This window comes from Flavisphingomonas formosensis, from assembly GCF_009755815.1.
GTDB lineage: Bacteria > Pseudomonadota > Alphaproteobacteria > Sphingomonadales > Sphingomonadaceae > Flavisphingomonas > Flavisphingomonas formosensis.
On record NZ_WRPK01000010.1, the window covers coordinates 298,200 to 320,918 of the forward strand.

Sequence of the window (22,719 nt, forward strand, 5' to 3'; positions counted from 1 at the left end):
CTCAGGCCTCGGCCGGCGGGTCGACATCCGCGTCGGGCGTGGGATGGCTGCGGCAATAGAAGCCGAACAGCGCGATCAGCATGTAGCAGATGGCCGGCACTGCGAGTGCCGTGCGCAAGGTCGTCATGTCCGCTGCCTTGCCGGTGATCAGCGGCACGATCGCACCGCCGACGATCGCCATGCAGATGATGCCCGATCCCTCCGCGGCGCGCGCGCCGAGCCCCTCGCTGGCGAGGCTGAAGATGGTCGGGAACATGATTGCATTGGTCAGCCCGACCGCGAGCAGTGCCCAGCCGGAAAGCGCCCCGCCGCTGTTGGCGGACAGCAGGATCAGCGCGATCGCGCCGCACGCCACCGTCACCAGCACCTTGGCGGGCGGAACGATGCGCAGCACATAGGCGCCGATGAAACGGCCGATCAGCGCACCGCCCCAGTAGAAGATCAGGTGCTTGCCGGCGGACTCTGCATTCAGAGCCAGCACGTCGGACTGCTCGAGATAGTTGACGAGCAGCGAACCGATCGAGACCTCGGCCCCGACATAGAGGAAGATGCCGAGTGTACCGAACGCGAAGCGCGGCCGCTTGAGCAGGCCGAACGCCTGGAGGATATTATCCTGCGCCTGCGCCTCGCGCAGACGGTTGCGCCCCATCCAGACCACCGCTGCGATTAGCAGCAGCGCGGCCGCGAGGCCGAGATAGGTATGCACGATGGTCTGCGTCTCCGCGACGCGAAAGGCGGCGAGCGCGGAGCCGGAAAGCGTCGCGGGATCGACCGTGGCGAGCGATCCGAGGATCAGGATCGATCCTACCGGTGGAAAGAGGGTGGTGCCGAGCGAGTTGAACGCCTGGGCGAAAGTGAGGCGGCTGTGCGCCGTCCGGGGCTCCCCCAGCATCGAGATCAGTGGATTGGCCACCACCTGCACGATGGTGATGCCCGATCCGAGAACGAACAGGGCGGTGAGGAACAGGCCGAAGGTGCCGGCTCCCGACGCCGGCACGAAAAGCAGGCATCCGGCCATCATCGTCAGCAGCCCGACCGATGCCGTGCGCAGATATCCGACACGCTGCACGATCATCGCCGCCGGCAGCGACACGATGAAATAGGCGGCGAAGAAGGCCGACTGGACCAGCATCGCCTGATGATAGGAAAGCGAGAAAAGCCCCTTCAGCTTGGGGATGAGCACGTCGTTGAGGCTGGTGATCCCGCCGAAGATGAAGAACAGCGCGAAGACGAACCAACGCAGGCTCGCGACCGAGCCGGTCGTCTCGGCGGCGCTGCCGCCCGCGGTGGTGGATGCCAATGCCATTACCTAGATTCTCCCTCGGCCGCGCAGGCTCAAGCGCTTGCACCCGGTCACGGTGCCATACGCGTGGGCAAAAGGTCGAGTGTCCCTTCATAGACGACGTCGCTGGCCGATCGGCCGATGCGGAAGCGGCGCGCGCCGCCGTCCACCACCCAGCCCTTTTCGAAGCGGGCGAAGGTGCGCGGTTCGAGGGATATGGTCACCCGTTGCGTCTGGCCGGGCAGCAACGCGACCCGTGCGAAGCCGGCGAGGCGATAGATGCCACCCGCCTCGACATAGATTTGCGGGACGTCTGCGCCGGCACGCTCGCCCGCATTGGTCACCTCGAAGCTTACGCTCGGCGCGGCACCGCCGACGATCGCGGGCGTTCCGTAGCTGAAGCGCGTGTAGCTGAGGCCGTAACCGAACGGGAAGAGCGGCTTCCGCCCGGTCTTCTGATACCAGCGATAGCCGACGTCGGCGCCTTCGCGATAGTCGATGGTGAAGGGCGCGACGCCCGCAGACATACCGTAATCGGTCTTGTCACCCGCCGCGCGGCGCGCTTCCGCAGCGCGCAGATTGGCGAGACCCATCGGCTCGGGCCGCGGCGCCTGGTCGGCGGAGACGGGGAAGGTCATCGGCAGGCGTCCCGAAGGGCTCACCGCGCCAGTCAGGATCCGCGCCAGCGCTTCGCCGCCACGCTGGCCGGGATACCAGGCCTGGAGCACCGCCGGCACTTTGGCGAGCCAGGGCATCAGCACCGGCCCGCCGGTCTCCAGCACGACCAGGCTATGCGCATTGGCGCCGGCGACGGCGGCGATCAGCGCGTCCTGATCGTCGGGCAGCGCCAGCGTCTCGGCGTCCTGCGCCTCGCTCTGCCACTGCCAGGCGAAGACGATGGCGAGATCGGCCTGCTTTGCGGCCGCGGCCGCCGCAACGGGATCGCTGCCGTCGACATAGCGGATGTCCGCGCCCGGCAACGCGGCCTGCAGCGCCTTCAGCGGTGAGGAGGCATGCCAGGTCATGCGCGCGAAGGATGCCGCCTCACCCTTGGTCAGCGGAATCTCGACCGGCGCGCCGCCGGTCGAGCGGACCTGCGAGGAGCCGCCGCCCGACAAAACGCCGACATCGGCATGCGCGCCGATCAGCACGATGCGCCGCGCGCTCGCAGCGATCGGCAACAAATCTCCCTCATTCTTGAGCAGCACCATGCCCTGCTCGGCCACCGCCTGGGCGACGTCGGCATGGGTGTCGAGGTCGATCGGCTGCGGCGTCGCGGGCACCGGATCATCATAGAGGCCGCTGGCGATCACGCCGGTGAGGATGCGCCGAACCATGTCGTCGAGCCGTGCCTGCGAGACGCGGCCAGCGGCCACCGCCTCGGCGAGCGGCTGATTGAAATAGAGCGCGCGGTCGAGCTCCTGCCCGCTTTGCTGGTCGAGTCCGGCATTGGCGGCCTTCTCGGTCGAATGGACCGCGCCCCAGTCCGACATCACCCAGCCGGGATAGTGCCAGTCGCGCTTGAGCACGCCATTGAGCAGCGGCTCATTCTCGCAGGCGTAGTCGCCATTGACCTTGTTGTAGGCGCACATCACCGAACCCGGCCGTCCGCGCTCGATCGCGATCTGGAAGGCGAGCAGATCGCTTTCGCGCAGCGCCGTCTCGCTGATACGCGCATCCAGAACGTGACGGCCGGTCTCCTGCGAATTGAGCACGAAATGCTTGACGGTGGAGACGATATGGGCGCTCTCGACGCCGCGGATCGCTTCCCCCGCCAAGATGCCGGCGAGCAGCGGATCCTCACCGAGATATTCGAAGTTGCGCCCGTTCCACGGATCGCGGGTGAGGTTGACGCCGCCGGCGAGCAGGACGTTGAAGGTCTTCGCGCGCGCTTCCGCGCCGATCATCGCGCCGCCCGAGCGGGCGAGCTCGGGATTGAAGGTGGCCGCGGTGGCGAGACCGGCGGGCAGCGCCGTCGCGGTATCGCCCTTGCGCTGCTCGACCTGATTGGCGACGCCGAGGCTGGCATCGCTCTCCCGCAAGGTCGGGATGCCGAGCCGCGGGATGCCCGGAATATGCCCGGCCGATGGGATCATGCCCATTTCCTGCGCGGGTTTCGCCTTGGGCGGGAAATAGCCGTGGACTAGGACGAGTTTCTCGTCCTGGGTCATAGCGGCGGCGAGGCTGCCAGCGCGGACGGAGGCGCTCAACGAGCGGTCGAGCCAGGGATGCGCGGGGGCGGCCATGGCGAGCGAGGCGCTGGTGGCGAGCAGGGCAGCGAGAATCAGCTTTTTCATTCGATTGTGGGTACCCCGCGCGAAGACAGACCTCTCCGTTCGGGCTGAGCTTGTCGAAGCCCTCCCTTTCTTTTCCGAGGTCGAAAGAAGGGAGCACTTCGACAAGCTCAGTGCGAACGGCATATGGTGTAGCGTCACGCCTGTCTTGGCACGCATATGTCCATCCCAAGTCATGCGGCGAGGCGCATCTGTTCGAGGAGCGTGCGGTGCGGTGGCAGCTCGGCGACCGCCTGCCTCGCGGCATCCAGCACGCGCAGGAAGGCAGCGCCCGCGCCGGCATCGTCGCGATGGCTGAGCGTCACCGCCGCGGGATCGGTGCGGAAGCCCATGCCGTAAAGGATGAACTGCCAGCTCGCCGGCAGGAAGGTTTCGTGATCGACGACGAAATCGAAACGAGAGGGTGGACGGTGTCGCCACTGCGCGAGCTTGTCGCGCAGCCCGTCCGGCATGGTGACGGGATCGGTATTGTCGCGCCAATAACCGGTGTCGCGTCGCCCGCTGATCGCGTAATGGAGCTTCAGGAACTCGACGATCGCCTCGAAACGCGCCGCCATGAGCCGATTGAAGCTGCGCGCGGCCGCCGCCATCGCCTCACGGTCGATCGATGGGGCGACGAGGAAATCGCCGATCATCCGTGCAGCCACCTCGATCAGCATGATGCCGGTCGATTCCAAGGGCTCGAAAAAGCCGGCCGAAAGACCCACCGCCGCGCAATTGCCGACCCATTGCGTGCTGCGATAGCCGCTCGCGAATTTGAGCTGGCGGACGGAGAGATCGCGACCCGCCTCACCGTCATAGGCACGCAGCACCCGTTCGGCCGCCTCGTCGTCGCTGTGCCGGCTCGAATAGACATAGCCGACGCCGCGTCGCGCACCGAGGCCGATATCCCAGGTCCAGCCCGCCTCATGCGCCGTCGCCAGCGTGTAGGGACGGATCGGCGTCTCCGGGCCTTCATGCGGCACCTGGATTGCCAGAGCGCGGTCGTTGAACAACGTGTCGCCGCATCCGGCGAAGGGCACGTCGAGCGTCTTGCCGATCAGCAGCGCGCGAAAACCCGAGCAATCGATGAAGAAGTCGCCCGCGATCGCGGATCGTCCATCGTCCGGCACCACTGCCGCGATGCGGCCATCCTCGTGCCGGTCGACCGAACCGATCGTCGCCTCGATGCGTTCGACTCCACCCGCCGTCGCCACCTTCCTCAGGAAGTCGGCGAAGCGCGCCGCATCGAAATGATAGGCATAGTTCATCGGGCCGGAAAATTCCGGATCGCTCGCCCGCTTCGGCGCCCGGCCGGCGCGGATGACATGGCCTTGCGCGGTCACGGCATCGGCATAGGCCGGCCGCTTGGCCTCGTCCTGCGCCTTGATCCAGTAGGGCAGCAGGCCTTCATCACCACCATAAGGCAGGTTGAACGGGTGGAAATAATCATCCTTCGCGCCGCCGGGCAGCGTCGCGCCCGTCCAGCCGACGAAGCGCACGCCCTGCTTGAAGCTGCCATCCGCTTCGCGGAGAAATTGCCGCTCGTCCGCGCCGATCGCCGCGAGCGTGTCGCGGATCGTCGGAAACGTCCCCTCGCCCACCCCGATTATGCCGATATCCGCGGATTCCACCAACGTGATCCGCCAGCCGCTGCGCCCGAGCGACCGGACGAGATAGGCAGCGGTCAGCCAGCCCGCGGTACCGCCGCCTACGATGATGATGCGTCCCGTCATGCCGCCTCATCCTTGAAGAGGGAGGCGGCCACCGCCGGGGGGAGGTCGACGGTGGCCGCGGGGATGCGCCATGCCCTATGCCGGCACGGCGAACCGATCAGAAGGCTGCGCGAGCCCGCACGCCCCAGGTACGCGGCGGCTGCAGAACCGAGATGAACACCGGATCCGCCGGAGCACCGAACGAGCCGGCACCGGTGCGGATATGCTTGTTCTCGATATTCTGCACGAACACCTCGACCGAGTAGCGATCGTCCGGCGCGCTGTAGCGGAGCGAGGCATCCGAGCGGAAATAGGACTTCTGGCGATCGAAGGACGTGCCGTAGATGCCGCGCGGCGTACCGCTGTCATTCGCATTGACGAACGGATTCTTGTCGCCGTTGAAGTAGCTCAGCCAGCTCTTGGTTTCATAATGAGTGGTCAGGCGCGGCGTGATCCGGCCGCCATTGGCCATTTCGAAATCATGCTCGTAGGAGATGGTGGCCGAGAAGCGGGGCGCATGGGCGAGTTCATTGCCCTTGAGCTCGGCGACCTTGCCCTGATCCGAATTGTTGTAGAGCCGCGCGTCGATGCTCTCCAGTTCGTCGAGCTTGGTCTTCTGCACCGTCGCCGATGCCTGGATGCGATCGCGATGGGTGACTGCCCAATTGAGCTCCGCCTCGATGCCGTAGGCCTTGGCGCCCTTGGCGTTCTGGGTCGCGAGATGGCTCGAGATGATCGTGCCGTCCGGTGCGCGGTCCGTGACCGCCTGGTTCACCTGATAGCCCTTGAAGTCCGAATAATAGGCCGCGACATTGAACGTGGCCTTGTTGTCGAACAGGCGGGACTTCAGGCCAACTTCATAGTTGGTCAGTGTCTCAGGACCAGTCAACTGACCGCCATCCTGGATGTTGCCCGACTTGAAACCGGTGCTGACACTGGCATAGCCGAGCAGGCCGGGCGCGAGATCGGCGTCGGCACGGGCCAGGTAAGTCCATTTGTGCCACTTGCCCTTCACGTCGTTGGGCGAGATGCCGTAGCCGGGCAGCAGATTGACCAGCTCCTCGGCCGTCGCATCCGGATAGGCGCCAAAGATGCCGCCGGTGCAGGCGCCGCCGGGCAGCTTGTCGACATCGGAACAGCCATCGCCATTATAGGTCACGTTGCGGCCGCCGACGTCCTTCTTGCGATCCTGCGTATAGCGCAGGCCGCCGGTCAGGCGGATCGCGTCGTTGACGTGCCAGGTCGCCTGGCCGAAGCCGGCATAGGAGTCGATCTCGCGATCAGCCTGGATGAAGCTGCCGGCCCAGTTGAAGGTGCCGTTGCGATAGCCGTTGCGAATATCGATGTCGAAGCGGATCGCGTTCTTCTCATGGCTGTAATAGGCGCCCAAGATCCAGTCGATCGTCTGCTTGCCACGCGACTTCAGCTGGACTTCGTGGCTCTGGAATTCGTAACGCGACCAGACGGTGCGGTTTTCCTGGAAGGCGCCCGACGGCGTGGTGTCGTTAACCGGCGGCAATGTGCCCGCATCGGCATCGACCGCAGTCGAACCGCCGATCTTCTGATAACCGAAGATGTAGCTGGCCTGGATCGAATCGCTGATATTATAATCCATGTTGCTGCGAACATTGACCGACCAGCGATCCTGTTCGGGCGCCGTATCCGCGAGGATCGACCATTTCTTGGTCCCCGGCCGCGGATCCTGCAGCAGACCGGTAACGGGAGCGCCGGTGTCCTTGTAGCCTTCGACGTTTACGTTCCAGGTGAAGCGGTCGCTCGGCTGCCAAAGGATGCTGATGCGGCCCGATTGCTGGTCCGCGGCATAATATTTCTTGCCGGAGGTGACGAAGGCCGAAGGATCGATGCCCGCAATGTGCGGTGGCTGCTGATAGGAGGCATAGCCGTCATGCCGATCGCTGATCGCCGCGAGGCGGATGGCCAGCGTATCGGTGACCGGGATGTTGATCATCCCGCGCACGCCGAGGCGGCTGTAGGAGCCCGCCACGCCCTCGACATAGCCGCTGAACTCGCCGAGCTTGGGCTTCGCGGTGGTGAGATTGAGCGCACCCACGGTGGCGTTGCGTCCGAACAGCGTGCCCTGCGGGCCGCGCAGCACCTCGACACGCTCCATGTCGTACATCAGCACGACCGCGCCTTGCGCGCGCGGACTATAGACGCCATCGACATAGATGGCGACTTCGGGATCGGCGACCTCGGTATAGGCGCTGTCATTGCCGATGCCGCGCAGCGTAAGGAGCACGGCCGACTGGTCACCCTGCTGGTTGAACTGCAGCGAGGGGACAAAACGGGCGAGGTCGGTGACGTCCTTCACTTGCTGCTTGTCCAACGTCGCCTGGCTGAACGCCGAAATGGCGACCGGCGTGCTCTGCAGCGTCGTCTCGCGGCGCGTGGCAGTGACGACGATGTCGCCGAAGCCCTGCCCGGCGTCCGCCGCGGGGGCCGCAGCCGGCGCCTCCTGCGCCGCCGCACCCTGCGCCCATGCAATCGCCAGAGCGAGCGCGCTGCCAGCGGCCAGAATAGCCCTGTTCTTCATCGAAAACCCCTCCTTGAACCGCGAAGCATGCCGCGGTGATAGACTTGCAATACCTGACGCGTTAGACGCCCGGCCCCTGAACACTGTTGATTGACAGATATGCGCAAGTCGACCGCGCCGCTTTGACACGCCGACAAGCAAATCACCCTGTTCTAGATCATCAGATCCCGCCGAAGCGTCTCAGCCTGATTGTCCCATGACTGCACCTCTCCGTGACACGAAGCTCATTGACCTCGTGCGAATCGCCTTTAAGCATATGTTGAGAACGTTCACAACACAAAATTGTGAACCTCGGATTGCTGTGGGGTTCATGTTGTCCGACGTGCAACACTGGGTTAGCTGGATGGTGAAGCGAGGGCGTTTATGGGGTCAGTGACCATCAAGCATGTGGCGGAGGAAGCCGGCGTTTCGCTGCAGACCGTCTCACGCGTCATCAACAACGGGCCCAACGTCACCGATGCGTTGCGCGATCGTGTGCGCGCCGCGATCGACAAGCTCGGCTATGTCCCGAACATGGCCGCCCGGCGCATGGCTGGATCCAAATCCTATCTGCTCGTCGCCTTCAACGATCGCGAGCCGACACTGGAAAAGTGGCGCGCCGGCCGCGGCAGCGACTGGGTAGCGCAGATGCTGCTCGGCGCGATGCCCCGCTGCGAGCGCGATGGCTATCACCTGCTGATCGAGCTTCTCGACGGCCATTCCGACCGTCTTCACCAGCGGATCGATGCCGTCGTCTCGTCCCTGCGTCCCGACGGCGTGATCCTGACCCCGCCCCATTCGCAGGATACGAGCATCATCGACCAGCTTGAGCGGCGTGGCGTCGCGATCGCCCGGATGAGTCCGGGAAGCGGCGACGAACGCGGCTTCCGCGTGGTCATGGACGAACAGGAAGCCGCCGCAGTAGCGACCCGCCACCTCATCGCGCTCGGCCATCGCCGCATCGGTTTCCTGACCGGCAGCGCGGACTATGCGGTCAGCGCGGAGCGCCTCGCCGGCTATCGCGCGGCGATGGAGGCCGCGAGCCTGCCGATCCGGGCCGAATGGATCCGCGAGGGCGAGTTCAGCTTCGAGTCCGGGCTGGAGACCGCCGAGGCCCTGCTGACTCTTGCCGAGCGCCCGAGCGCGATCATCGCCAGCAGCGACGAACAGGCGCTCGCCGCGCTGCACCGGGCACGCGGCGCCGGCCTCGCGGTCCCGCGCGATCTCTCCATCATCAGCTTCGACGATACGCCGCCGGTCAGTTTCAGTCTGCCCCCGCTGACCGCCATCCGCCAGCCCACCGCCGCGATGGCCGAGCGCGCGTCCACCCTTCTGATCGAGGGACGCGGTATCGATCCCAATGGCAGCCCGGCACATGTGCTGCCCTTCGAGCTGGTGATCCGCGGGTCGACCGCGCCGCCACATGATTGAGCACGGCCGCAGCCGACGGCTCTGGCTCTATCCGCTGGCGAATGTCGGCGCCTATCTCGCCTTCCTGCCGCTGTTGACCGTGGTGCTGCCGTTGCGCGCCGAGGCGCTGGCGGGGAACGCCAAGGTAACGCTGCTCAGCGAAGCGCTGCTGGCCGGCGTGGCGGTGGCGACGGTCGCCAATGTCGCCGCCGGCATGGCCAGCGACTGGAGCCGCGCGCGTTTCGGCACACGGCTGCCCTGGCTGTGGATCGGCCTCTTCGCCACCTGGGCCAGCTTTGCGCTGATCGCAGCCGCCTCCGGGACGATCCAGCTCACCATCGGCGTGATGCTGTTCCAGTTCGCCTTCAACACGCTGTTCGGTCCACTCGCCGCGCTGTTCGCGGATAGCGTGCCGGATCGCTTCAAGGGCCGCATCTCGGCGCTCGCCAATCTCGCCCTTCCCCTCGCATCGCTCGCATCGGCGCTGATCGGATTGCCGCTGATGGGCAGCGATGCAATGCGCATGCTCGTGCTCGGAGCCGCCGTGGGGGCGCTCGTCCTCCCTCTGCTGCTGTTCTGGCCGCGCGCCGTGGCAGATGCCGAGCCGGAGGACGTCGCCACGCCAACTGCCTTTCGCTGGTCCGCCTTCCGCAGTCTGTGGCTCGCCAAATTCCTGGTGCAGCTCTGCGGCAACGTCGTCACCAGCTATTTTCTTTTCTACCTGAAGGACGGCATTCGCCCGGACGGACTCTTCCGCGGGCAGGATGTGCAGGTGGGTTTCGCGTGGATCGTCGCGACCGCGACGCTGCTCAGCGCCCTGTCCTCCATCGCGATCGGGCGCGCTTCGGATCGGGCCGGACGGCGCAAGCCGTTCCTGCTCGTCGCCGTCATGTCCATGGCAGCTGGCATCCTGGCCATGCTGTTGCGCGGCGACTGGACAGCGGCGCTGATCGGCTACACGCTGTTCATGGCTGGGCTCGGCAGCTTCCTGACGATCGACATTGCGCTGGTCGCGCAGATCCTGCCTTCGCCCCTTCATCGCGGCCGTGATCTGGGGGTGATGAACGCCGCCAACACGCTGCCCGCCATCCTTGGCCCGGCCGTCGCCTTCACGGTGTTGAGCCGCAGCCCGAACGACTATGGCGCGCTTTTCCTGCTGCTCCTCGCCGCGTTGGCCGGCTGCGCCTTGACCTTGATCGCCAGCCGCGCGCTTCGCTGACTTGCATCGTCTCCCGTCACGGCCTTACGCAGGACGAGAGCGAATGGGGAGATGACGGATGAGCGGGGACCGGGACGACGACCAACCTCAGGATCCGGAACGCCGCCTGCTGCTGGGCGGTCTCGCCGCCGCGGCCGGCCTTGCGGGCATCGCTGCCCCGGGCGAAACCAGACCGGCCGGGCGGAAGAGACGGCCGGCGGCAAATCCCGATGCGGCGCTACAGGCCCATATCGACACCGTTGTGGTCATCTATGCGGAAAACCGCAGCTTCAACAATCTCTTCGCCGATTTTCCCGGCCTGCAGCGCCCCCTTTCGGCGCTGAAGCCGGAAGAAAGTGCACAGCGCGATCGCGACGGGACACTGCTCACCACCCTTCCCAAAATCTGGAAGGGGCTCACCGCTCAGTCCCAGGTGGTGGAACATCGCGTCTTCGACATTGGTGAGAATGATCTGACCGGCCTTGCCAACGCCCCTTTCGCGCTGGCGACGCCGGACGGAGATCCGCTGCCGCACGGCGTGGTGACACGCGATCTGGTCCACACCTTTTACAACAACCAGCTGCAGATCAATGGCGGCCGCAATGACGGCTTCGTCGCCTGGGGGGACAGTGGCGCGCTGGTGATGGGGCATTATGGCGACGGTTCGTCCAATCTCCGGCTATGGCAAATCGCCCGCGAATTCACGCTGTGCGACAATTTCTTCATGGGCGCGTTCGGCGGATCCTATTTCAATCACCAATATCTCATCGCCGCCCAGCCCTCCTTCTACCCGGCGGCGGACCAGAGCCCCGCCAAGGCACGGATCGTCGCGCTCGATCCGGCCGATCCACGCGGTATCCGGCCGAAGCAGAAAGCAAACTCTCCCGCCAGCGCGATGCAGGGGCCGCCACTGTTCGTCTCCGATACGCTGACGCCGGACTTCTGGGCGGTTAACACGATGCTCCCGCCTTATGGACCGACCTTCGCCGGCATGCGCGATCCCGAGCGGCCGGGCTATGCCAATGCCGACAACCCGATGACGCTGCCGCCGCAAACCCACAAGACGATCGGCGACATGCTGAGCGATCGGGGCGTCGACTGGGCCTGGTATGCCGGCGGCTGGGGCGCCGCGCTCGCGGACGAATCCGCCGCCAAGGGCGCCACCGGCCCGGATTTTCCGGCCCGGCCGAATTTCCAGCCGCACCATCAGCCGTTCAACTATTTCTTCCGCTTCGCACCGGGCATGCCAGCGCGCGAGCAGCATCTGCGCGACGGCGGCGAGGGCGAGACGGCACGCACCAACCGCTTCCTTGCCGACGTCCAGGCAGGCCGTCTGCCGCCGGTCAGCTTCTACAAGCCCCAGGGCAATCTCAACATGCATGCGGGCTATTCGGACGTCGATGCCGGCGACCGTCACATCGCCGCGGTGATCGATGCGCTGCGCAAGGGGCCGCAGTGGGAGAAGATGCTGATCGTGGTCACCTTCGACGAGAATGGCGGCTGGTGGGATCATGTCCCGCCGCCGAAAGGCGACCGCTGGGGCCCCGGCACCCGCATCCCGGCACTGATCGTCTCGCCGCATGCGCGCCGCGGCGAGGTGGATCATGCCATCTACGACACGGGATCGATCGCGCGCTTCATCACCCGTCGCTTCGGCCTCGCCAAATTGCCGGGCCTGATCGAACGGGAAAAGGCGATGATCGCGGCGGGCGGACCGCCGCCGGGGGACCTGACGGCGGCCTTGCGTTTCGGTTGAGCGGACGCGATCAGTTCTTCGCCGCGGCCGGATCGGCCTTCGCATCCAGCGCGACGATGCCCGCCGGCACCTGGGGCAGGCTAGACCAGGGCAGATCCTTCTTGAGCGTCATCGACCAGCGCGTGACCCACTCGTCGCCGTCCGGCCCGGCATAGGCGTCCGCGATGCGATAGGCCGGATCCTTCATCGCCTGGTCGAGCGTCACGGTGCGCAGATGCTGCGCCTTCAGGATCGCGGCGATGGCATCGATGCTGTCGGCATTGAGCCGGCTGGCGTGAAGCAGGAACACGAAAGCCGGCTCGCCCCCCAGCAATCCCGTCGCCGCCTTTCGATACCAGGGCACGATCCGCGCGGTGAAATCGAGATAGTCCTGGCGGATATGCTCGGCCAGCTTCCGGTCGCCGCGCGCAAGGGCAGCGTCATAGGGATCGGCGAACTGCCAGTCGCTATTCTCCATCGAAACCGGCGCGACGCGATAGCCATGCTGCGCCAGCCAGCCTTCAAAACGACGCCGGGCGACGAGCGTCGGCCCGGTCTCGAGATAGGGATGACGATACCAGCGCTCTGTGCGACCGCGTGCCGCGAGCAGCCCCTTCGTCACCGTCTCCCCCTTGGCGACGTCGGCAATATAGGCATCGACCGGCGTGTGGGTGAAGGAGACGTGCGAATAGCTGTGATTGCCGAGATCCAGCCCCGCATCCAGCCAGCGGCTCAGCAACGCGATGCGACGCGGCCGATCGCCTGCATCGAGCTGGATCTCGTTGACGAAGCCCGTCGCCGGCCAGTGATTGCGCTTGATCCCGGCCAGCAGGTCGCTGGTCACCGCCTCGGCATCCGCGATCGGACGGAAATGCCCATAGACCGGAAGATCGTCGAAGGTCATGGCGACCTGCCCCGCCTCCACCGGCACCGCCAGAAACAGGGTGAGCAGCAACAGGCAGCGGGCGAAGACTCTTCCGATCAAGGCATGGCTCCGTTCAATTGGCGTGAAGCTCGGCGACCAGGGCGGGCGCCGGATAGACCGTCCTGAGCGCCGCCTCCACCGCGCCGGTCGATACGACGACGGAGCGGTTGAGCCGCGGATCGTAACCGAAGGCGCCGCCCAGACTGTGGATATTGCCGTCGAACAACGCCCCGATCACCGATCCGTCGCTGGCGATCACCGGCGATCCGGAATTGCCGCCGACGACATCGTTGCTGGTCGAGAAATCGAGCACCGTCTGAGGATCCAGCTTGCTGCGCGCCGCCAGCCAGCGGGCGGGAAGCTGATAGGGCGCTTGCCCGGTCGCCCGATCGAACAGCCCGGCGAAGTTCGTGGTCGGCGCGATCGGGCGACCCGCCTCGTTCCATCCCTCGACCGTGCCGTAGGACAGGCGCAACGTGAAGGTAGCGTCCGGATAGAGGCTGTCGCCATAAGCGGCGAAACGCGCCTGGGCGAGACGCGACTGCGCCGCCGTCACCGGCCCCTCCACCTCAGCCTTGTAGCGGCTGAGCTGCGCCCGCGCCTCACCGTCATGCGCCAGCACGAAGCGGATCAGCGGATCGTCCGACGCGTTCACCGCAGCCAGGCCACCCTTGAACAGCGCCGCTCGCACCGCCGGGTCGGCGAGTTTGGTGCCGGTGACGAGCGCATGGGCGAGGTTTTCGGGCGAATCCCTGCCGAGCAGCGCCTTCACCTGCGGATGATCCGTCGTCAGATATTCGCGGGTCTTCGATAACCAGAAGCCGATCTTCAGCTCCTCCAGCCACGGATAGCTCGGCGCCGGATCGAGCAACTCCTTCTCGAGCAGCGGGAGGGCCGACTGGGTGTAGCCCGGCAGGCGATCGGCATCCGGTTTCTCCCGCTCCTGAGCAGCGCGCACGATCGATACCGCATAGCGATAGAGATCGGAGGTGAAGCCAGGCCGCGCCTCGAGGAACATGTAAGGCATATAGATGTTGCGATAGGCGCTCATCGCGCGCGCCACCTCGGCCCAGGGATCGCCGATCGCCTTGGCCAGCTTCGGATCGGCCGCAATGCGGGTGCGCAGCTTCTGCTCATTGTCCGCCAGGGTCGCGGCGAAAGTGGGATCGAGCAGCGAGCGGTACATGCCATAATAGGCCTTGAAGCTGTTCTCGACGCCGAACAGGCTGTCCGCGCCAGTGCGCGTGCGCTCCGCGTCGCCCGCCATCGCGGCGATCAGCCGGCCGCGCAGCTCGGACAGCAGGATCTCCGTGGAAGGCAGAGCCAGGTCGCGTCGCATCGCAATCTGGCTCTGGGTGAAAAGACGCTGTGTGGAACCGGGATTACCGGCGACGAACACGAGCTCGCCCGGCTTGGGCGCACGCGGATCCCAGCGCAGATGCGCCGGCGTCGCGACCGGCTTGCCATCCTCGTAGATCCGCAGGAAAGCGGCATCGAGGCCGTAGCGCGGGAAGTTGAAATTATCCGGATCCCCGCCGAACTGCGCCGCCTCATATTCCGGTGCGAACACCAGCCGCACGTCCGAATATTTGCGATAGGTATAGAGCTTGTATTGGCCGCCGCCATAAAGTGTAACGACCTGGCAGCGCTGCTTCGCCTTGTCCGAGCAGCCGCCGTCCTCGATCTTCGCGATCGCCGCGTCGCGCGCCTTGACCAGCGCCTCGCCGCTTGCCGCGCCGATCGCGGCCTGCACCTTGGGCGTCACATCGGCGATGCTCGTCAAGATCTCGGCCTGCTGGCCAGGGCATTTCTGTTCTTGGGACTGGTCGGCGCCGAGGAAGCCGTTCTTCATATAGTCGTGATCGGCGGTCGACAGCTTCTGCGCACAATCGACCACGCAATGGTGGTTGGTGAGCAGCAGCCCCTGGGCGGACACCAGCGAGGAGGAGCAACCGCCGGTGAGCCGCGCCGCGGAGAGCCGCACATGATCGAGCCACGCCGCATCCGGCGCGAAGCCATGCGCGGCCTTCACCTGCGCGGACGGGAAGGCATCGAACGTCCACATGCCTTCATCGGCATGCGCCGGTAGGGAGAAGCAGGCCAGAGCGATCGCCAGGCCGCTAGCAGTGGTCGGAAGCATCTTCATCGCGGGCACCCTCGTTATAACGAGGCGATCCTGACGCATGGATGAAACATCGTCCATGCCGCTCGCGATAGTATCCCTCCGAAGCAGAGGGGATTGCTGGCCTCAGTGTCGCGTCTGCAGCACCCGCTCGGCCATGGCGCCGAAACCGATCCCCAGCGCCGCCCACAACACGAGCTGCGTTCCGAACGCGGTCACGCGGAAGTCCCACAACAGATCGGCGGGAAAGGCCGCGGGCACTTCGTCGATCGACGGCAGCCCGAGCGGCACGATCGACACCACCAGCAGGAAGGCCGCCGCGCCGGCCAGCAGCGCGTTGAACGCACCGAGCCGTGGAATCATCATGGCGCGCAGGCGCGATGCCGCCATCATGGCGATCAGCGAGATGGCGATCATCGCGAAATAGGCCGCGGTTCGCACCGCCACCGTCTCATGCCTGCCCACGGCCGGCGGGTTGGGCGGATATTTGATCGCGGGCACCAGGATGACCGCGACGAATGCCAGGGCGGCAAGCAGCAGGGCAAGCGTACGCGGTCCGATCAGCGCAAAGCGGCCATAGCCATAGGCGAACACAAGCGAGAAGATACCGCCGACGGCCGCACCGTAGAGCAGCATCGCGGTAAGCAGCCCCTCGCCCTTCTGCGTGTCGCGGCTGACGATCTCGGGCTCGTTCACTTCGGCATGCGCGCCCATCGCATGCGCCTCGTGCGAGCTTTCCTCGAAGGCGATGGCGCGATCGACCAGCGGCTCGGCAAAGCTACGGGCGAATAGAGTAGCAAGCAGGGCGGCGAGGATGCCGGCCAACATGCCGCGCCACAGCAGATCCTTGGTCATGATGGCCTCTTGCCGAAAGTTTCGTTTCCACGTCGAACCGCTCGCGTGCCGAACGCGATCCCAGCTCTCGCCGGGGTGACGAGCTATCGGGATCCTGGCTCGCGAGAGGAGATCCGACGTTGGATCAGTGGCAGGGAAAGCCCAGCAGGTGGCGCCCGTCATGCACGAATTCGTGGACGTAGCGGCCGGCGAACAGCGAGGTCGCGCCCTGCTCCGTGCTCACGAAATAGAGGAAGATTGTGGCCAGCAGCAGGCCGAAGACCGCCCAGGGCAATATCTCTTCCACAGGGATGCTGGTCGCCCCGCCGACGGGGATGAAGCGGTCGTCGAAAATCGCGGCTTGCGTGGCCATTACAATCACTCCCTCAGGGATAACGCGTCCCGTGGTTGGTCGGTGATCCCGGGAAAGGTCTGACTCTCGACAGGTGCGATGACTTGCCGATAACAGTGGCGCGACCGTGCCGGACTTGCACCGGCTTCTTGCCCAGGATCGCTACGTCCGCTTTGGAGCGAAGGGACGGCGGCGTCAATCACCATCGGAGGCCGGCTTGGCGACCAGACTCATCCTGCTGTGCGCGGGCGCGACCGCTTCGCAGCGTATCGGCGCCTTCGCCGCAGCCGAGGAGCCGCTCGACGAAGGCGGCCGCGCCAAGGCCGCGATGCGCCGCATCGACGGCCCGGCGCCGGCACGCATATATGCCGCACCGACCCGCGCCGCGGCCGAGACCGCAGTGGCCATGGGCCTGGCCGCGGAAACCGCACCTGCCCTCGCCGATGCGGATGCCGGCGCATGGGCCGGACGCTCGCTCGTCGATCTCCATGCCGCCGATCCCGAACGGTTGATGCAATGGCTGGCCGATCCGGCAGCGGGCGCGCCGGGCGGCGAAACGCTGGCGGCGGTGGTTGCACGCGTCGGCGTCTGGCTGGACGAGAGGGCGTCCGAGGAAACCACGCTTCTTGCCATCGCTCCCGCCGCCGCGATCCGCGCAGCGATCGCCCACGCGCTCGACCTGCCTCCGCCGGCGACGCTGCGCATCGACGTCGCGCCGCTCGGCACGGCAATCCTCTCCTTCAACCGCCTGTGGCGGCTGCAGGAACTGCGGCAAGCCTAGATCATCGCACAAGCCGCTTGCCAGCCGCCGCCAGCGGGCTTAACCGATGCGCCGTTCGCCCCGCGGCAGCCGCCGCGGACGCGAACGAGATCGCGCCGGTGCCCCGCGAGGGGCTTGAAAGGGAATGCGGTGCGGGGGTCCTGCCCCCAATGCCGCGGCTGTCCCTGCAACTGTAAGTGGCGAGCGCGATGCACATGTGCGGCCGGGCAGAATGCACCGCGCCGCCAGTCACTGGGCCGGACGCTAAGTCATGCGAGGCCTGGGAAGGCCGTGCATCAAGCGATGACCCATGAGCCAGGAGACCTGCCGGCGTCTGGTCGCTCTTGCCTTGGCCCAGGGGCTGGCCGCGGCACGGTGATTTCCGTCTGAGCGACGATGGAGCGGCGGGGGCCGCACGGTTACGCATGCCGGTCGCCCGAGGGCGCCCGTCCGGCAGGCGTGCCGGCCGTTCGTCTACGGCACGCCCCCGTCTCATGTCGTGCGGCGCCGAGGGGCAAGAAGACGATGGATTTCAGGATGATATCGCGCACGGCGGCCGCCGTTGCGCTCGGGCTGGGCTGTGCCGGCCACGCACTGGCGGAGAATGCGGATGACGGCGAAAATATCGTCGTCACCGGCCAGAGCATCGAGGAAGAACTGCCGCAGCAACTGTCCCGCTACGGCAGCGACATCGAAACGCTGAGCGAAACGCAGGTCCGCGATCGCGGTGCCGTCGATGTCGCGACCGCGCTGGACACCGTTCCGGGCCTCTACATCAAGCCCGGCAGCGGCCCGTTCAGCTATGTCGACATCTCGCTGCAGGGATCGCGTACCCAGGACGTGCTCTGGACGGTGGACGGCATCCGCATCAACAACCGGCTCTACGGATCGACCTCGCCCAACGACACGCTGCCAGCGAGCATGATCGAGCGGGTGGAGGTGCTGAAGGGGGGCGAGAGCCTGTTCTACGGCACCCAGGCCGCCGCCGGCGTGATCAATGTCGTGACGCGCAGCTTCACCGACGATTTCAACGGGCAGGTCAATGGCAGCGTCGACAGCCGCGCCGGCACCAATCTGGACGGCTATGCCCGCGGCAGCGCAGGCAGACACAAGTTCGTCGTCTACGCCTCGCGCAACCATGCCGAGGGTTATCGTCCCTATAGCGAAATGCAACCGAGCGCGTCCGATCGGCGCCGCGGCTATCGGCTCTGGTCGATCGGCGGCAAATATCAATATGACTTCACGTCCGATCTGCGTCTCAATCTTCAATATCAGCACACGCAGGCAAAACTCGACAATCTCAGCGCGGTCTATGTCAACAAGAGCCGCAACGACCGCAACGAGGAGATTGCGAGCGCGCGGCTCGACTACACCGGCAACGATGCGGTCCAATTCTTCCTCAAAGGCTATTTCCACGACTGGAAGACGGCCTATGTGCAGCTACTGAACATACCGGGGGTAAGCGAACCCGTCACCGTCTATCCGCCCGGCACCTTCTGGGGCTATCAGGATTATGGCGGCAGCGCGCTGATCAAGCTGCACCTGCATCGCGGCCTCGAATATCTGTTCGGCTATGACTTCCAGACGTTCAATGGCCGGGACGACGTGCTGCTGATCGGCAAACTCGACGAAAAGGTGCATGCCGGCATCTTCCAGGTCCGCACGACCGACGAGATATCGAGACGCGCGCATTTTTCGGCCGGGTTGCGCTATAATAAGACCGGTGGCGCCAAGAAGACGATCTGGAACGTCTCGGGCCGCTACGACATCGGCGCTGCTCTCTATGCCGAGGCGAATGGCGGCACCTCCTTCCTGCTGCCGGATGCCTCCTCGCTTTACGGGATCGATCCCTGCTGCGAGGTCGGCAATCCCAATCTCAAGCCCGAGCAGAGCCTGAACCTGAACGCCACGATCGGCGGCGGCGCCCATCTGTCCGGCGCGACGATCGACTGGAAACTCACCGGCTTCACGCGCAGGATCACCGATCTGATCGACGCGGATTACGACAATCCCGCCTACCCGAACGGCATCTATGTCAATGTGCCGGAAAAGGTGACGGTGCGCGGCGCGGAACTGGTGCTCGACGCATCGCTGGGCGAAGCCTGGCATATGTCGGCGAGCTACACCTACACACGTTCGCGCAACGCAGGGTCTTCGCTCCAACGCGACCGGACGCCGAAGCAGTTCGCCAAGGGATCGATCGCCTATGATCCGAGCGACCGCCCATTCGGCGCCAATGTCGCGATCAATTGGGTGGGCGATGCCTGGTCGACCATCTCCGGTTTCGGGCGGCGCAACTATGGCAATTATGCCGTCGTCGACCTCGGCGCTCATGTCTATCTTGATGGCGCAGCGCGACGTCATCGCGCTGGACTGACGCTCGAAAACGCGTTCGACAAGGATTATGCGACCCGCGGCTATGGTTCTGCCCCCCTCGATGACGGGAGTGGGCGCTTCCTCTATCATTACCGCGGCGTGCCGCGCACGCTGCGCGTCAGCTACGGCGTGAGCTTCTGAACGAAACCAGCTCACCGGCCTGGCGAAAGGATAGATATTGCCCCTTTTAAGCCTCTCCCATTTTCGGGAGAGGCTCAAAAGCAGGATGATCGATCCGCAGTTCGCCGGTCCGGGAAAAATCCGGAGCCCGCCATGCCTCCCCTGCCCCGTCCGATCTTGCTGCTTCATCGCTGGCTCGGCGTGACGATCGGCCTGATCATGACGATCTGGTGCCTGTCCGGCTTCGTCATGCTTTATTCCGACTATCCACGGCTGCTTCCCACCGAACAGATACGCGGTCTCGAGCCGATCGCTCCCGGTGCGGCGCGCATGCTGGACCGTATCCCGATCGCGCCCGATACCGCCCTTGCCTCGGCGCGGATCGAAATGCTGGCCGGCCGGCCGGTGCTGCGTATCCGTCCCGCCATCGATCCCGGCCGCCCGACCGCGCAGATGCGCGCGCTTCCATCCGCCTATGATCTGTCCAGCGGCCGGCCGCTCGCGCCGCTGTCTCCCGATGCCACCCTCGCTGCCGGCCGCAGCTTCGGCGCGCGCTTCGGCATCGCCGGCCCGGCCGAGCGCGCCGTGCCGCTCCGCTTCGACCAGTGGACGGTGCAGACCTTCCGTGGCCATCAGCCGCTCTACCGCATCGACTATGCCGATCCCGCCGGATCGACTGCCTATGTCGCCGGCAACGACGGCGAGATCGTCCAGCAGACGACGCGCCGCGAACGCATCCTCGGCTGGCTCGGCGCGGTGCCGCACTGGCTCTATCCGACCATGCTGCGCGAGGATGGCACGCTCTGGAGCCAGGTCGTCATCTGGACGTCGCTGGCCGGCTGCTTCCTCGTCGTTGTCGGGCTGTGGGTGGGCCTCGCGCGCCTGCGCCGCACGCGGGATGGCAGGATCGGCTCGCCCTATCGCGGCCATTGGTGGTGGCACCACATCTTCGGCTTGCTGTTCGGCCTGCTGACTTTGAGCTGGGTGGCGAGCGGTCTCTTCTCGATGAATCCGTGGGGTTTTCTCGACAGCATGGCCGGCTTTGCCGAGCGCGGCCGGCTCGCCGGCCGGCTCGACTGGGCGGCGACGCGCTCCGCCTTCTCCTCACTGCAGGCCGTGCCGGCCGGCACCGTCCGCATCGAGGCCGCGCCGCTTGGCGGACGCATCCATGTCATCGCCATCGCATCGAATGCCGGCATCGCCCGCTTCGACGCCACAGGCCACCCGGCGCGTCTCTCCCGTCCGGAGTTGGAAGCCGCGCTGGCCAGGGGCCCGAAACTCGCATCGCTGGAACTGCTCCGCGATGAAGACGATTATTATTACGCGCATCGCTTTGCGGTGAAGCTGCCGGTGTGGCGAGCGGTCCTGGCGGACGATCAGCGGACCCGGCTCTATATCGATCCGGATTCGGGCATCTTGCTGCGCGCACTCGATCGCAATGCCCGCGGATTTCGCTGGCTGCAGGATGGACTGCACAGCCTCGACCTGCCTCCATTGCGGCGCCATCCGCTACGCGACATGATCGTGCTGCCGCTGCTCGCCGGCGTCACCCTGATCTGCGCCACCGGCACATGGATGGGCTTTTCCCGCCTGCGCCGCGATCTGCGGCGCCGATGGCGGCGCGTTCGATCGCGCCCTTGACGGGTCGCGTTTCATGTAACATGTAAGATTACATGAAACGCGACAGCCGCCTTTCCGGCATCCTTCACGTCCTGCTCCACATGGCCGAGCAGGGCGGACCCGTGACATCCGAAGCGCTCGCGCGCGCGATGGACACCAATCCCGTCGTGATCCGCCGGATCATGGCGGGCCTGCGCGAGCGGGGCTATGTGCGTTCCGAGAAGGGCCATGGCGGCGGCTGGACGCTCGCGCGCGACCTTGCGACCATCACGCTGCACGACATTTATCAGGCGATCGGCAGCCCCACCCTGCTCGCCATGGGCAACCGCACCGAGGCACCGGGCTGTCTCGTCGAGCAGGCGGTGAATGCCGCGCTCGACCAGGCATTCCACGACGCCGAAACGCTCCTCCTCGCGCGGCTCGGCGAGGTCACGCTCGCCGCGCTCAGCGCCGATTTCCACGCCCGTCTCACCGCCCGCGGCGGCCAGCCCGATGCCGCCGGCATGCACGAGGCCTGACCCCCTTCATCCGGAGAAACCATCCATGAACGCCATCCTCGCCCCCTTTTCAGATCCGGACCATGTCGCCCGCTATGCCGACGGTCCGCCCCGCTTCGTTCCCGGCTATGCGTCCCTGCATCGCATGACCGCGGTGCTGATCGCCGAGCGCGTGCCGCCGAGCGGGCGCATCCTCGTGCTGGGGGCCGGCGGTGGACTGGAAATGAAGGCGCTTGCCGAGGCCGAACCCGGCTGGACGTTCGATGGAGTGGATCCGTCGGCGGAGATGCTGGCGCTGGCCGAACGGACGCTCGGCGCCCATGCCGGCCGCGCGCGCCTGCACCAGGGCTATATCGACAATGGCCCGGAAGGACCGTTCGATGCCGCCACCTGCCTGTTGACGCTGCACTTCCTGGCAGCCGACGAGCGCCGCCGGACGGCAATGGAGATCCATCGCCGCCTGAAACCCGGCGCACCCTTCGTCGCCGCCCATTCCAGCTTTCCGCAAAGCGCGGCGGATCGCGCCCTCTGGCTGCCGCGCTACACCGCTTTCGCCATCGCATCCGGCGCCGACCCCGATCAGGCGCGCAATGCCCAGGTCTCCGTCGAAGCCAATCTGGATCTGCTCAGCCCCGAGCAGGATGAAGCGATCCTGCGCGAAGCGGGCTTTTCGGAGGTCACGCCCTTCTATGCCGCCTTCACCTGGCGGGGATGGGTCGCCTACGCCTGATCCAACGCTCCCTCTCCCGCTTGCGGGAAAGGGCCGGGGCGCTCGAGGTTAAATGTCGGGATCACGTCGCAAAAACGCGACCGAAGCACTGTGTGTATCTGCTGGCCCCTTCAGGGAAAGATTCCATGATGAGAGTTGGATAGCGGCCTGAGGAAGATCAGAGTCGGTTTGCTACCAACCACTCTGAAAGGATTTGCCATGTCAGCAGACCTGGTCTCGCAACCTGCCGCCATCCGA

The 22,719-nt window shown here is 65.9% G+C and carries 16 protein-coding genes and 1 riboswitch; of the genes, 8 read left to right on the forward strand and 8 right to left on the reverse strand.

Annotated elements, in window-relative coordinates; genetic code table 11:
* Window position 1: 1 nt before the first annotated feature.
* The 4 genes from GQY20_RS25010 to GQY20_RS25025 all read right to left on the reverse strand — a co-directional run bounded on the left by GQY20_RS25010 (window position 2) and on the right by GQY20_RS25025 (window position 7,824).
* The gene (locus GQY20_RS25010; RefSeq protein WP_157219865.1) at window positions 2-1,306 is read right to left on the reverse strand and encodes a sugar MFS transporter; all 1,305 of its coding nucleotides are present in this window, start codon (window positions 1,304-1,306) and stop codon (window positions 2-4) included.
* A gap of 47 nt (window positions 1,307-1,353) precedes the next feature.
* Window positions 1,354-3,579, reverse strand: coding sequence for a beta-glucosidase (locus GQY20_RS25015; RefSeq protein ID WP_157219866.1), 2,226 nt, complete (start codon window positions 3,577-3,579; stop codon window positions 1,354-1,356).
* 170 nt (window positions 3,580-3,749) lie between these two features.
* Complete coding sequence (locus GQY20_RS25020; protein WP_157219867.1) at window positions 3,750-5,291, reverse strand: tryptophan halogenase family protein; 1,542 nt, start codon at window positions 5,289-5,291, stop codon at window positions 3,750-3,752.
* Between the two features lie 97 nt (window positions 5,292-5,388).
* On the reverse strand, window positions 5,389-7,824 hold the full coding sequence (locus tag GQY20_RS25025; RefSeq protein ID WP_157219868.1) for a TonB-dependent receptor: 2,436 nt from the start codon (window positions 7,822-7,824) through the stop codon (window positions 5,389-5,391).
* 363 nt (window positions 7,825-8,187) lie between these two features.
* Here GQY20_RS25025 and GQY20_RS25030 point away from each other — a divergent pair, with 363 nt between their 5' ends.
* Genes GQY20_RS25030 through acpA form a run of 3 tightly spaced genes read left to right on the forward strand, consistent with a single transcriptional unit; the run spans window position 8,188 to window position 12,167 of the window.
* Entirely contained in the window at window positions 8,188-9,234 is a 1,047-nt protein-coding gene (locus GQY20_RS25030) for a LacI family DNA-binding transcriptional regulator (protein WP_157219869.1), read from the forward strand.
* Window positions 9,227-10,432 (forward strand): MFS transporter, encoded by a 1,206-nt coding sequence (locus GQY20_RS25035; RefSeq protein ID WP_157219870.1) that lies wholly within the window; start codon window positions 9,227-9,229, stop codon window positions 10,430-10,432. The genes GQY20_RS25030 and GQY20_RS25035 overlap by 8 nt, the downstream gene beginning before the upstream one ends.
* A gap of 58 nt (window positions 10,433-10,490) precedes the next feature.
* On the forward strand, window positions 10,491-12,167 hold the full coding sequence (gene acpA, locus GQY20_RS25040; protein ID WP_157219871.1) for an acid phosphatase: 1,677 nt from the start codon (window positions 10,491-10,493) through the stop codon (window positions 12,165-12,167).
* Between the two features lie 10 nt (window positions 12,168-12,177).
* On the opposite strand, the gene GQY20_RS25045 is transcribed toward acpA, so the two are convergent.
* The 4 genes from GQY20_RS25045 to GQY20_RS25060 form a co-directional block, all read right to left on the reverse strand.
* Window positions 12,178-13,131 carry a polysaccharide deacetylase family protein gene (locus GQY20_RS25045; protein WP_232476238.1) on the reverse strand — a complete coding sequence of 318 codons (954 nt, stop codon included), beginning with the start codon at window positions 13,129-13,131 and terminating at the stop codon, window positions 12,178-12,180.
* Between the two features lie 13 nt (window positions 13,132-13,144).
* A complete protein-coding gene (locus GQY20_RS25050; protein WP_198351191.1) occupies window positions 13,145-15,217 on the reverse strand; it encodes a S46 family peptidase in 2,073 nt (690 codons plus the stop codon).
* A gap of 102 nt (window positions 15,218-15,319) precedes the next feature.
* Window positions 15,320-16,048 carry a CbtA family protein gene (locus GQY20_RS25055; protein WP_157219873.1) on the reverse strand — a complete coding sequence of 243 codons (729 nt, stop codon included), beginning with the start codon at window positions 16,046-16,048 and terminating at the stop codon, window positions 15,320-15,322.
* Window positions 16,049-16,172: 124 nt separating this feature from the next.
* Window positions 16,173-16,400 (reverse strand): CbtB domain-containing protein, encoded by a 228-nt coding sequence (locus tag GQY20_RS25060; protein WP_157219874.1) that lies wholly within the window; start codon window positions 16,398-16,400, stop codon window positions 16,173-16,175.
* 196 nt (window positions 16,401-16,596) lie between these two features.
* Here GQY20_RS25060 and GQY20_RS25065 point away from each other — a divergent pair, with 196 nt between their 5' ends.
* The 5 genes from GQY20_RS25065 to GQY20_RS25085 all read left to right on the forward strand — a co-directional run bounded on the left by GQY20_RS25065 (window position 16,597) and on the right by GQY20_RS25085 (window position 22,482).
* On the forward strand, window positions 16,597-17,160 hold the full coding sequence (locus tag GQY20_RS25065; protein ID WP_157219875.1) for a histidine phosphatase family protein: 564 nt from the start codon (window positions 16,597-16,599) through the stop codon (window positions 17,158-17,160).
* Window positions 17,161-17,239: 79 nt separating this feature from the next.
* Window positions 17,240-17,485: riboswitch (cobalamin riboswitch) on the forward strand.
* 191 nt (window positions 17,486-17,676) lie between these two features.
* The gene (locus tag GQY20_RS25070) at window positions 17,677-19,656 is read left to right on the forward strand and encodes a TonB-dependent receptor plug domain-containing protein (RefSeq protein ID WP_232476239.1); all 1,980 of its coding nucleotides are present in this window, start codon (window positions 17,677-17,679) and stop codon (window positions 19,654-19,656) included.
* 132 nt (window positions 19,657-19,788) lie between these two features.
* A complete protein-coding gene (locus GQY20_RS25075) occupies window positions 19,789-21,276 on the forward strand; it encodes a PepSY domain-containing protein (protein ID WP_232476240.1) in 1,488 nt (495 codons plus the stop codon).
* A gap of 32 nt (window positions 21,277-21,308) precedes the next feature.
* Entirely contained in the window at window positions 21,309-21,773 is a 465-nt protein-coding gene (locus GQY20_RS25080) for an Rrf2 family transcriptional regulator (RefSeq protein WP_157219877.1), read from the forward strand.
* A gap of 25 nt (window positions 21,774-21,798) precedes the next feature.
* The gene (locus tag GQY20_RS25085; RefSeq protein ID WP_157219878.1) at window positions 21,799-22,482 is read left to right on the forward strand and encodes a class I SAM-dependent methyltransferase; all 684 of its coding nucleotides are present in this window, start codon (window positions 21,799-21,801) and stop codon (window positions 22,480-22,482) included.
* The last annotated feature ends 237 nt before the right edge of the window (window positions 22,483-22,719 follow it).